The organism is Streptomyces fructofermentans (assembly GCF_014651055.1).
GTDB lineage: Bacteria > Actinomycetota > Actinomycetes > Streptomycetales > Streptomycetaceae > Streptomyces > Streptomyces fructofermentans.
The window spans coordinates 92,001-103,771 of record NZ_BMWD01000004.1 but is presented as its reverse complement, the minus strand read 5'-3'; the positions used below and the strand labels follow the sequence as shown (position 1 = coordinate 103,771).

Genomic DNA, 11,771 nt, shown 5'->3' with positions numbered 1-11,771 from the left:
GACGATGAGTCAGGCGCAGGATCACGAGCACGCGGGACCCGCCGTGCCGCAGACCCGCACCGCACGCCACCGCCGGATCGTGGACATCCTCAACCGGCAGCCCGTGCGCTCCCAGAGCCAGCTCGCGAAGCTCCTGGCCGACGACGGGCTGAACGTCACGCAGGCGACGCTCTCCAGGGACCTGGACGAGCTGAACGCGGTGAAGATCCGCAACAACGACGGCGACCTCATCTACGCGGTGCCGAGCGAGGGCGGTTTCCGCACCCCGCGCGCGCCGCTGGGGGAGTCGGCGAAGGAGGAGCGGATGCGGCGGCTCTCCTCGGAGCTGCTGATCTCGGCGGAGGCCTCGGCCAATCTCGTGGTCCTGCGCACCCCGCCGGGCGCCGCGCAGTTCCTCGCCTCGGCGATCGACCAGGCCGAGCTGCACGACATCCTGGGCACGATCGCCGGCGACGACACGCTGATGCTGATCAGCCGCGACCCGACGGGCGGGCAGGCGCTCGCCGACCACCTGCTGAGGCTGGCGCAGAACCACCACTGATCCCCGCCTCGCGCGGGCTGCTCATCCCAGACGGGCGGCGAGACCTCCGGTGCACCGGACCTCGTCGCCCGCCGTGATGAGCAGCGCCTCGACGCCCGGCAGCGAGTCCAGCCAGCGGAGCGCCTGCCGCGAGCCCATCGCGAACGCCGCGGTCGCCCAGGCGTCCGCCCAGGTGATGCGGGGGCCGACGACGGTCACCGCGACCAGGTCGGTGACCGCGGTGCGGCCGGTGCGGGGGTCCAGGATGTGCGTACCGCGCTCGGCGGATCCCGAGGTGGCCACGGCCAGTTCGTCGACGCCCGCGGCGGACACCACGGCGGCCAGACCGCCGGGACGCAGCGGATCCGCCACACCGACCCGCCAGGGGCGGTGCGGTCCGGGCACGCCGTACATCTGGATGTCGCCGCCGCCGTTGACGCTGACGCCGGCGGCGCCCGCTTCCGTGAGCCGCCGGGCCGCGCGTTCGACGGCCCAGCCCTTCACCATGCCGGTCGGGTCCACGGTTCCCGCGTACGTCGCGCTGAACCAGCCGTCGCTGAGCCGTTCCGCCTTGGCGCACAGGTCGAGCACCTCGGCGACCTCCGGGTCGCACTCCCCGACGGTCAGCCCGCCGCGGGCGAGCCGTGAGACCTGGCTGTCCTCGCGGTACGTGCTGAACACCTCGTCCACCACGTGGAGCTGGGCGACCGCCTCGTCCAACGCGGCCCGCACGGCGTCGGGTTCACCGCCCCGGACGTCGAACGAGAAGACGGTGCCCATCACCTCCTCGGCGTGCCGCAGGGCGGGGAGCGCCTCGTCGGGCCGCGCCGGTCCGTCCGGTTCAGCCACCGGCCTGGTCCAGGGCCGACTGGAGGGACTCCTTGTAGCCGCCGCTGGTGTAGGTGGCGCCCGAGACGGCGTCGATGTCGGCGCTGCCGGCGGCGATCGCGGCCCGGTTGAGCTTGGGCACCGCGTCGCCGCTGATCTGGCTGCTGCGGCCGCCGCTCGGCGACTGCACCGCCTCCGCCTTGGAGATCTTCCCGCCGGCCACGGTGATCCGGACCTGCACCGGGCCGTAGTCCGTCTGCACGGCCTTGCCGGTGACGGTCCTGGCCTGGGCGGCGCCGGAGCCGCCCGACCCGGTGCCTCCCCCACCGGATCCGCCGCCCGATCCGCCCGATCCGCTCGGCTCGCCCGCGCCGCCGCCCGGCGCGCCGGCCTGGTCCAGGGCCGACTGGAGGGACTTCTTGTAGCCGCCGCTGGTGTAGGTGGCGCCCGAGACGGCGTCGATGTCGGCGCTGCCGGCGGCGATCGCGGCCCGGTTGAGCTTGGGCACCGCGTCGGCGCTGACCGTGGTGCTGCGCCCGCCGGACGGCGACTGCACGGCGGCGGCCGAGGTTATCTTCCCGCCGCTCACGGTGATCCGGACCTGGACGTTGCCGTAGTCGGTCTTGACGACGTCACCGGTGAGGGTCCGGGGCTCCCCGTCGGCGGCGGCCTGCGCGCCCCCGGAACCCTGGGGCGCCACCGACTGCTGCTGCTGGGGCGTGCCGCCGGCCGACGCGGCGGCGGGGTCCGACGCGGGCTTCAGCGACAGCAGCAGCACGATTCCGGACACCGTCGCGGCACCGGCCAGCACCACACGGCGAAGGGGATGGCTCTTCTTCATCGGTCCGGACTCCCGTTCCTCACAGCTCGAACGACTCGTGGTGGATGCGGCGGGCCGGCACGCCCGCTCCGCGCAGTGCGGTGTACGCGCTCTCCGCGAACCCGGGCGGGCCGCACAGGAACACGTCGTGGGTGTCGATGTCGGGCAGCTTCAGCCGCAGCGTCTCCGGGTTGATGTCGGGGCGCTCGCCGTCGGGGCTGTTCACCGCGTACATCAGCCGGGCACCGCGCTCGTCGGCGATGGCGGACAACTCGTCCCACAGGGCCAGGTCCTGCGTGGTGTTGGCCCGGTACAGCAGGGTCAGGTCACCGCGCTCGGCGGGCAGGGTCTCGAACAGCGCCCGCATCGGGGTGATCCCCACGCCGCCGGCCATCAGCAGCACCTTGCCCCGGCTGCGGCGCGAGGCGGTCAGCGCCCCGTACGGGCCCTCGGCCCAGACCTTGGTGCCGGGCTTCAGCGACCGCAGCGCGGTGCTGTGGTCGCCCAGCGCCTTGACGGTGATGCGCAGCAGGCCCGGACGCGGTGCGGCGGACAGCGAGTACGGGTGCGAACTGAGCCGCAGCCCCGGCGCCAGGAACCGCCAGCGGAAGAACTGGCCCGGCTCGGCCCCGATGCGGTGCAGCCGCTTGCCGCTGATGAGCACCGAGACGATGCCGGGCGCCTCCTCGACGACCTCCTCGACCCGCATCCGGTGACGCATGTTCAGCCGGATCGGCACCAGCACCCGGTACCAGAGCGCCAGGGCGGTCACCGTGCCGTACAGCACGTACCAGGCCGTCGTCGCGGTGGGCTCCACGGCGAAGTCGTTGCCGGTGGAGAGCTGGTGCCAGAACGACAGGTAGACGGCCGCGTACGTGAGCAGGTGGATGTGGTACCAGGTGTCGTACGGGATCCTGCGGCGCAGCGCTCCGACGGAGATCAGGCCGATGAACAGCAGCAGGCTCGCGCCGATCGCCGCCTTGCCCATGTCCGGCAGGGTGGTGACGGAGTCGACGGTCTGCTCGACGATCCCGGTGCCGGACTGCAGGGCGTACCCGTACATCGTCAGCAGGATGTGGGCGAGCGTCAGGCAGAGCGTGTAGCGGCCGCTCATGGCGTGCCAGCGGGCGACCCGGTCCGAGCCGACCCGGCGCTCCAGCGCGGGCACCCGGGCCATCTGCAGCACCACGAGGGCCATCAGGTACCCGGCGAGCAGGCCGGTGATGCGGCCCGCGTTCAGGATCCGGCCCTTGTCGTCCGCGATGGACGGCGTATTGCTCCACCAGAGCCAGATCACGCCCGCGGCACCCGCCCACACGGCGATGAGCAGCGGGATGGCGGGGGAGCGGCGAGGGCGGATACGGCGCATCGTCTGGCGGCGCGCGGCGCGACCGCCGGCGATGGTGCTCACGGTTCCTCCGTGGGGACGCTGGGAAGGGAGTGGACCCTTGGCCCACTGGTACGTCCGGGGAAGGCCGTGTGTTCAACGCCCCGCGGAGCAAGCGGGGACGTGCCGAGACCCGCGGTAACCCGAGGCCGCGAGGGGTGTCGTCGCAGGCCGGGGGCGAGGCGCCGGGCGGCGGGCCGGAGGCCTGTCGGTGCCGTCAGTAGCGCGTGAGAGCGGTCGGTCCGCTCCGTGTGCCGATCGCGATGTGCGGCCGGCGCGCGGGATCGGCCCAGCGCAGGATGCGCCGCATGGCGTCCTTGGGGACGGACACGCAGCCCGCCGTGGCCCCGCGCCCGTCGACGTGCAGGAAGATCCCGGCGCCCCGCCCGCGGACCGGCCGCGCGTAGTTGAAGCCGATGACGAGCGCGTGCGCGTACTGCGTCCCGTACGAGGCGAGGTGCTCGGACTCCGCGGCGCGGCAGTCGGCCGGGCGCGGCTCCGTCCAGCGGTTGTAGGAGCGGGAGCCGTTGTCCTGGCACCACCAGGAGTCGGGTCCCACCTTCCGGTGGGGGGTCGCCGTGCCCGCGGGCGCCGGTTCGGTCCCGAAGGCGTACGGCAGGTCGTACAGCCCGGTGGGCGTCGTGTTCGTGCCCTGGGTGCGCGAACGGCCCTCGACGAGCCCCCGCGCACCGAAGCGGGCGGGCGCCGAACCGGCCTCGACCCAGCGTCCGCCGCGCCGGTTCCACCAGGTCACCGTGCCGGTCGTCGACGAGGTCCGGGCGGCCCGCGCGGTGATCAGCTGGCTGCCGCCGCCGGTGTCCGCCATCCGTTCGGGCAGCGGTCCGGGCGGCGGTCCGGGCGGGCCGGGAGCCAGGGCGAGCAGGGAGACGGAGGCGAGGACGAGGGCTCCGGTGCGGCGCATGCGTCAGACGCTACGGGGAGGCAGCGGCAGGGGCAGCCCGGGTAGTCCGTCCAGGCTGCTCGCCACGTGCTCCTTCTTCTCGAAGTACGCGCTGAGCGAGGTGTCGTCCTCCCGCGCGAAGCGCCTGGCGTGCAGGTCGCGGTCCTCGTCGTACGTCATGAAGGGCACCGCGTAGCCGCAGGAGTCGCGGACGAGTTCGGCCGTGACGACGACGATCGCGCGCAGCCCGTGCCGGGTCGGGTCGATGTCGGGGAAGCGGGCCAGGAGGCCGGGGAAGCGGGGGTCGTCGCGGAAGACCGGTTCGCCGCGGCCGTGCACGCGGACGATGGTGGGCGGGCCCTGGAAGGCGCACCACATCAGGGTGATCCGGCCGTTCTCCCGCAGATGGGCGATGGTCTCGGCGGTGCTGCCCGCGAAGTCCAGGTAGGCGACGGTGAGTTCGTCGAGCACGGCGAACGAGCCGGTCAGGCCCTTGGGGGAGAGGTTGACCGTCCCGTCCCCGGACAGGGGCGCGGTCGCGGTGAAGAACACGGGCTGGGCCTCGATGAAGGTACGCAGTCGGCCGTCTATGCGCTCATATGTCTTTCCCATGTCGAACGATTATGGCCGCAGCCCCGCGGGACGACCCGCACCGGGCCGTGCGTCCGGGCAGGTACGGGCTCCTCCTCCGTGGGCGTCGCGGGGGCCGCGTGCCGCGGCGGGGTCGGCGTCCCGGCGCGCATGGATTGACGAACCATGCAGACTCCTGCATACTCATGCATGTCAGCGAATGCACTGTGAGGAGAAAACCCGTGACCGAGCGCGTCGTACTCGCCTATTCAGGCGGTCTGGACACCTCCGTCGCCATCGGCTGGATCGCCGAGGAGACGGGCGCCGAGGTCATCGCCGTAGCGGTCGACGTCGGCCAGGGCGGCGAGGACCTGGACGTCATCCGCAAGCGCGCCCTCGCCTGCGGTGCCGTGGAGGCCGAGGTCGCGGACGCGAAGGACGAGTTCGCCGAGGAGTACTGCCTCCCGGCGATCAAGGCCAACGCCCTCTACATGGACCGCTACCCGCTGGTCTCCGCCCTCTCCCGCCCCACGATCGTCAAGCACCTCGTCGCCGCCGCCCACAAGCACGGCGCGGGCGTCGTCGCCCACGGCTGCACCGGCAAGGGCAACGACCAGGTGCGGTTCGAGGCCGGCATCCAGGCCCTCGGCCCCGACCTCAAGTGCATCGCGCCGGTCCGCGACTACGCGATGACCCGCGACAAGGCGATCGCCTTCTGCGAGGAGAAGGGCCTGCCGATCGCCACCACCAAGAAGTCGCCGTACTCGATCGACCAGAACGTCTTCGGGCGCGCGGTCGAGACCGGCTTCCTGGAGGACATCTGGAACGCCCCCATCGAGGACGTCTACGAGTACACGCGCAACCCTGCCCTGCCGCGTGAGCCCGACGAGGTGGTCATCACCTTCGAGAAGGGCGTCCCGGTCGCCCTCGACGGCAGGCCCGTCAGCGTCCTCCAGGCCATCCAGCAGCTCAACGAGCGCGCGGGCGCCCAGGGCATCGGCCGGATCGACATGGTCGAGGACCGGCTCGTGGGCATCAAGTCCCGCGAGGTGTACGAGGCTCCCGGCGCGATCGCGCTGATCACGGCCCACCAGGAGCTGGAGAACGTCACCGTCGAGCGCGAGCTCGCCCGCTACAAGCGCCAGGTCGAGCAGCGCTGGGGCGAGATGGTCTACGACGGCCTGTGGTTCTCCCCGCTCAAGCGCGCCCTGGACGGCTTCATCGAGGAGGCCAACCAGCACGTCACCGGCGACATCCGCATGACCCTGCACGGCGGCCGCGCCGTCGTCACCGGCCGCAGGTCCGAGGAGTCGCTGTACGACTTCAACCTCGCCACCTACGACTCCGGCGACACCTTCGACCAGTCCAAGGCGCAGGGCTTCATCGACATCTTCGCCCTGTCGTCCAAGATCGCGGCGAAGCGCGACCTCGCCTAGCCCCGCGGACCCGAACGCACCGGCCCGACAGCCGCCTCCCCCCTCGCGCGACTCCCGTCCGAGTGGGGAGGCGGTCGCACATCCACAGCCTTGAGGAGCGCAGCAAGTGAGCAGCAACAGCGGAGACGTACGGCTCTGGGGCGGCCGTTTCGCCGACGGTCCCGCCGAGGCCCTGGCCAAGCTGTCCGCGTCCGTCCACTTCGACTGGCGTCTCGCGCCGTACGACATCGCCGGCTCCCGGGCGCACGCGCGCGTGCTGCACAGGGCCGGCCTCCTCACGGCCGACGAACTGGAGCGGATGACCGCCGGGCTCGACGTCCTGGAGGCGGACGTCGCCGACGGCTCCTTCGTCGGCACCGTCGCCGACGAGGACGTCCACACCGCGCTGGAGCGCGGACTGCTGGAGCGCCTCGGCCCGGACCTCGGCGGCAAACTGCGCGCCGGCCGCTCGCGCAACGACCAGGTGGCCACGCTCTTCCGGATGTACCTGCGCGACCACGCCCGGATCATCGGCGGGCTCCTCGCCGACCTCCAGGGCGCGCTGATCGGCCTGGCCGAGGCGCACCCGGACGTCGCGATGCCGGGCCGCACCCACCTCCAGCACGCCCAGCCCGTGCTCTTCGCCCACCACGTGCTCGCGCACGTGCAGGCGCTGTCCAGGGACGCCGAGCGCCTGCGCCAGTGGGACGAGCGGACGGCCGTTTCGCCGTACGGCTCCGGCGCCCTCGCGGGCAGCAGCCTCGGCCTCGACCCGGAGGCGGTCGCCGAGGACCTCGGCTTCGAGCGCGGCAGTGTCGGCAACTCCATCGACGGCACGGCCTCGCGCGACTTCGTCGCCGAGTTCGCCTTCATCACCGCGATGGTCGGGGTGAACCTCTCCCGGATCGCCGAGGAGGTCATCATCTGGAACACGAAGGAGTTCTCCTTCGTCACGCTCCACGACGCCTTCTCCACCGGCTCGTCGATCATGCCGCAGAAGAAGAACCCGGACATCGCGGAGCTGGCGCGCGGCAAGTCGGGCCGCCTCATCGGCAACCTCACCGGACTGATGGCGACGCTCAAGGCCCTGCCCCTCGCGTACAACCGCGACCTCCAGGAGGACAAGGAGCCGGTCTTCGACTCCTGCGACCAGCTCGAGGTCCTGCTGCCGGCCTTCACCGGGATGATGGCCACGCTCACGGTCAACCGCGAGCGCATGGAGGAACTGGCCCCGGCGGGCTTCTCACTGGCCACGGACATCGCCGAGTGGCTGGTCAAGCAGGGGGTGCCGTTCCGTGTCGCGCACGAGGTCGCGGGGGAGTGCGTGAAGGCCGCCGAGGCCGGGGGCGTCGAACTCGACGGGCTCACCGACGAGCAGTTCGCGAAGATCTCCGTCCACCTGACGCCCGAGGTCCGGTCGGTCCTCGACGTCAGGGGCGCGCTCGCCGCCCGCGACGGCCGCGGCGGCACCGCCCCGAGCGCCGTGGCCGTGCAGCTCGCCGAGGTGACGTCGGACGTCGCGGCCCAGCACGCGTGGGCCTCCGCGAAGGACAAGAAGTAGCGGGTCGCCGACGAGAGGGGCATCGCGCGTTACGTTGGTCGGGCGCCCGTAAAGGAGCCGACCGGAAACGGAGCACGCGATGCCCTTCGCCCGTCTCGCCGCAGCGACGACACCCACCGCCCACCTCGGACTCGGCCTCGCGGCCGTGGGCCGCCCCGGGTACATCAACCTCGGCAGGGAGACGGACCTGCCGGCCGACCGCAGCGTCGACGCCCTGCGCGAGCGGACCTTCGAACTCCTCGACGCCGCCCACGCCCAGGGCGTGCGCTACTTCGACGCCGCCCGCTCGTACGGCCGTTCCGAGGAGTTCCTGGCCGGCTGGCTGGCCGCGCGGCCCGACGCCGTCGATGTCGTCGTCGGCAGCAAGTGGGGCTACACCTACACGGCGGACTGGCGCACCGACGCCGAGGCGCACGAGGTCAAGGACCACGGGCTCGCCACGTACGAGAGGCAGCGCGCCGAGACCGCCGAACTGCTCGGAGCGCGCCTCGACCTCTACCAGATCCACTCCGTGACGCCGGACAGCCCGGCGCTCACCGACAAGGAACTGCACGCCAGGCTGGCCGAGGCCGCCTCCCGGGGCCTCACCGTGGGCTTCTCCACCAGCGGTCCGGCCCAGGCCGAGGCGGTCCGCGCGGCGCTCGCCGTGACCGTCGACGGCGAGCCCCTCTTCCGTACCGTCCAGTCCACGTACAACGTGCTGGAGACCTCCGTGGCACCCGCGCTGGCCGAGGCGCACGAGGCCGGGCTCACCGTGATCGTCAAGGAGGGCGTGGCCAACGGGCGGCTCGCCGGGGCGCACGCGCCCGACGTGCTGCGGGCCGTCGCCGAGGAGACGGGCCTCGGCCCCGACGCGGTCGCCCTCGCGCTGGTACTGCGGCAGCCCTGGGCGGGCGTCGTGCTGTCCGGCGCGGCCACGGTCAACCAGCTCGCCTCGAACCTGCACGCCGCGGTCGTCGACCTCGACGACGGGCAGACGGCCCGGCTCGCCGCGCTCGCCGAGGAGCCGGCGGAGTACTGGGACCGGCGCGGCCGACTGCCCTGGCACTGAGCAGCCCCACCCCGGACCCCGAGCGTCGGCGAGCGGCGCATGCCCCACATGAGACATCAGTGTCTCATGTGGGGTAGCCTTGTCTCATGGCCGTCGATCGTGAACACCTGCTGCGCAGCGCCGCGGCCCTGCTGACCCGGAAATCCACCGCCACCATGGACGAGGTCGCCAAGGCGGCCGGGATCAGCCGGGCCACCCTGCACCGCCAGTTCGCCGGCCGTGACGTCCTCGTGCGGGCGCTGGAGGACCTGGGCATCCAGGAGTGCGAGGCCGCGCTCGACGCGGCCCGGCTCGACGAGGACACCGCGGGGGAGGCCGTCCGCCGCCTGGTGCGGGAGTTCGAGGACGCCGCCGGACTGCTCGCCTTCCTCTACACCGAGAACCAGCTGTTCGAGGGCGAGGAGCAGAACGCGGGCTGGGCCAGGATCGACGCGCGCATCGCCGCGCTGTTCCGGCGCGGCCAGGAGAGCGGCGAGTTCCGCATCGACCTCACCCCGGCCTGGCTCACCGAGGCCCTCTTCGGACTCTGCGCCTCGGGCGCGTGGGCCGTCACCGAGGGCCGGGTGGCGGCCAAGGACTTCCACTACATGATCGTCGAGCTGCTGCTCGGCGGAGCGCTACGGAGAGACGAATCATGACCAGCACGACGCAGCGGGCCCTCGCGGCGGAGACGGAGAAGAGGCCGGGCCGCTGGCTCGCCCTGTCCGTCCTCGTCCTGGCCGTGCTGCTGGTGGCCGTCGACGCGACCGTGCTCGGCCTCGCGACCCCCTACATCAGCGAGGACCTGCGGCCGAGCGGCACACAGCTCCTGTGGATCGGTGACGTCTACTCGTTCGTGATCGCCGGCCTGCTCGTCTCGATGGGCAGCCTCGGCGACCGCATCGGGCGCAAGAAGCTGCTGCTCGTCGGATCGGTCGCGTTCGGGCTGATATCCGTGCTCAACGCCTACGCCGGCTCGCCCGAGACGCTGATCGTGGCGCGGGCGCTGCTCGGTGTGGCCGGCGCGACCCTGATGCCCGCGACCCTCGCGCTGATCCGCAACCTCTTCCACGACCCGCGCGAGCGCAGTCTCGCCATCGGCATCTGGGGTGCCACCGCCTCGGCGGGCACGGCGGTCGGACCGGTCGTCGGCGGCTTCCTGCTGGAGCACTTCTGGTGGGGCTCCGTCTTCCTGATCAACCTGCCCGTGATGACCGTGCTCGTCCTCGTCGGCGTGAAGCTGCTGCCCGAGTCCCGCAACCCGCGGCCCGGTCCGTGGGACCTGGCCAGCGTGGTGCTGTCCCTCGTCGGCATGGTCGGCATCGTGTACGGGATCAAGGAGGCCGCGTCCCACGGGCCGAGCGCGGTGGCGTTCGGGGCGGGACTGCTCGGCGCGGGCGCGCTGTACGGCTTCGTGCGCCGCCAACTCACGCTTCCCGTACCGCTGCTGGACATGCGGCTGTTCCGCAGCCGGGGCTTCTCCGGAGCCGTGCTCGCCGACCTGCTGACCATCCTCGGACTCTCCGGGCTGGTCTTCTTCCTCTCGCAGTACCTGCAACTCGTCCAGGGGCGCGGTCCGTTGGAGGCCGGGCTCGCCGAAATCCCCGCGGCGCTCGGCGCGGTGGCGGCGGGGCTGGTGGCCGGCCGGGTCGCGCGCCGCTACTCGGTGCGCTCGGTCGCCGCAGGCGGGCTGGCCGCCATCGGCATCGCGCTGGCCGTGCTGACCCTGCTCAGCACGTCGACCGGGTACCCGCTCCTCGGTGCGGCCCTGCTGGTCGTCGGCGTCGGCGCCGGACTCTCCTTCACCGTGACGTCCGACGTGATCCTCTCCAGCGTGCCCAAGGAGCAGGCGGGCGCGGCGTCCGCGGTCTCCGAGACGGCGTACGAACTCGGGGCGGCCCTCGGCATCGCGCTGCTCGGCTCGATCGTCACCGGCGTCTACAGGGGGTTCACGGTCCCGGCGGGCACCCCGCCGGAGGTCGCGGCGGCCGCCCACGAGTCGCTCGGCGGCGCGGTGGAGGCGTCGGCCGGGCTGCCGAACGCGCGCGAACTCGTCGACGCCGCCGGCACGGCCTTCGTCGAGGGGATCAGCCGCGCGGCGGGCATCGGCGCGGCGGTGCTGCTCGCGGCGTCGGCGGCGGCGTGGATCCTGCTGCGGGGACAGAAGCTCGGAACGGGAACGGAGCATCCGTAGGACCCGGTTGCCCCGTCGCCCCGTTGCCCCGTTGCCCCGTCGCCCGGGTGCACGACGGCCCGGCCTCCCCGGCCTTCCCGGCCTCCAGGCCTTCGGACTCCGCCGCTCTGCCCGGGCTCCGGATCCGGTGACTCCGCTCCGCCGCTCCCGGGCGGGCGAGTCCGTCGGGTTTCGGGTGCGGAGTTCCCCTCGGCCCGGGGTCGTGCCTTCGCCGGACCTCCGGATGCGCGGGCTCCCGCGGTCCCCGGCCCGATCCGCGCCCCTTCGGGACTCCGGCCGCTGCCCGGCCCCCGCAAGCCGTTCTGCGGGCACTCGGGGTGCGGGGTCCGGCCCCGCTTCGGTCGGCCGGCACGCCGGGCTGTGGCCGTGAGCCCTGGGGATCGGCCCGCGTCGATGTCGTGGACCGCGCGCGGAGGGCCGGTGCCACGGGCGCAACCCCCGTTCCGGTCCCGTCGGCCGGTGAGCCTCCGCGGGCCCGGGCACCGGCGACACCTGCGGGTGCGGGCACCGGCCGCGCAGACGCGTACCAACGCCGTGGGGCCCCC

General features: G+C 73.1%; 11 protein-coding genes. 6 read left to right on the top strand and 5 right to left on the bottom strand.

The features are described 5' to 3' along the window. Positions 1–4 precede the first annotated feature (4 nt). Positions 5–541: an arginine repressor gene (locus IE265_RS07335; protein WP_190034559.1), complete on the top strand. Its 537-nt coding sequence runs from the start codon at positions 5–7 to the stop codon at positions 539–541. A gap of 21 nt (positions 542–562) precedes the next feature. On the opposite strand, the gene IE265_RS07330 is transcribed toward IE265_RS07335, so the two are convergent. The 5 genes from IE265_RS07330 to IE265_RS07310 form a co-directional block, all read right to left on the bottom strand. Continuing rightward, the gene (locus tag IE265_RS07330) at positions 563–1,300 is read right to left on the bottom strand and encodes an FAD:protein FMN transferase (protein WP_190034802.1); all 738 of its coding nucleotides are present in this window, start codon (positions 1,298–1,300) and stop codon (positions 563–565) included. Positions 1,301–1,361: 61 nt separating this feature from the next. Then, entirely contained in the window at positions 1,362–2,189 is an 828-nt protein-coding gene (locus IE265_RS07325) for an FMN-binding protein (protein ID WP_190034558.1), read from the bottom strand. 19 nt (positions 2,190–2,208) lie between these two features. Next, positions 2,209–3,537, bottom strand: a complete 1,329-nt coding sequence (locus IE265_RS07320) for a ferredoxin reductase family protein (RefSeq protein WP_190034801.1) — start codon at positions 3,535–3,537, stop codon at positions 2,209–2,211. A 235-nt stretch (positions 3,538–3,772) separates the two neighbouring features. Further along, the gene (locus IE265_RS07315; RefSeq protein ID WP_190034557.1) at positions 3,773–4,477 is read right to left on the bottom strand and encodes a L,D-transpeptidase family protein; all 705 of its coding nucleotides are present in this window, start codon (positions 4,475–4,477) and stop codon (positions 3,773–3,775) included. Positions 4,478–4,480: 3 nt separating this feature from the next. After that, positions 4,481–5,068: a pyridoxamine 5'-phosphate oxidase family protein gene (locus tag IE265_RS07310; RefSeq protein ID WP_190034556.1), complete on the bottom strand. Its 588-nt coding sequence runs from the start codon at positions 5,066–5,068 to the stop codon at positions 4,481–4,483. A gap of 200 nt (positions 5,069–5,268) precedes the next feature. Between IE265_RS07310 and IE265_RS07305 the strand changes: the two genes are divergently transcribed. The 5 genes from IE265_RS07305 (at position 5,269) to IE265_RS07285 (ending at position 11,226) form a co-directional block, all read left to right on the top strand. Beyond that, on the top strand, positions 5,269–6,462 hold the full coding sequence (locus IE265_RS07305; RefSeq protein ID WP_190034555.1) for an argininosuccinate synthase: 1,194 nt from the start codon (positions 5,269–5,271) through the stop codon (positions 6,460–6,462). Positions 6,463–6,568: 106 nt separating this feature from the next. After that, positions 6,569–8,002 (top strand): argininosuccinate lyase, encoded by a 1,434-nt coding sequence (gene argH, locus IE265_RS07300; RefSeq protein WP_190034554.1) that lies wholly within the window; start codon positions 6,569–6,571, stop codon positions 8,000–8,002. A 79-nt stretch (positions 8,003–8,081) separates the two neighbouring features. Continuing rightward, on the top strand, positions 8,082–9,053 hold the full coding sequence (locus IE265_RS07295; RefSeq protein WP_190034553.1) for an aldo/keto reductase: 972 nt from the start codon (positions 8,082–8,084) through the stop codon (positions 9,051–9,053). An 86-nt stretch (positions 9,054–9,139) separates the two neighbouring features. After that, positions 9,140–9,691 (top strand): TetR/AcrR family transcriptional regulator, encoded by a 552-nt coding sequence (locus IE265_RS07290; protein WP_190034552.1) that lies wholly within the window; start codon positions 9,140–9,142, stop codon positions 9,689–9,691. Beyond that, positions 9,688–11,226, top strand: coding sequence for an MFS transporter (locus tag IE265_RS07285; RefSeq protein ID WP_190034551.1), 1,539 nt, complete (start codon positions 9,688–9,690; stop codon positions 11,224–11,226). Before IE265_RS07290 ends, IE265_RS07285 begins: the two co-directional genes overlap by 4 nt. Positions 11,227–11,771 lie beyond the last annotated feature (545 nt).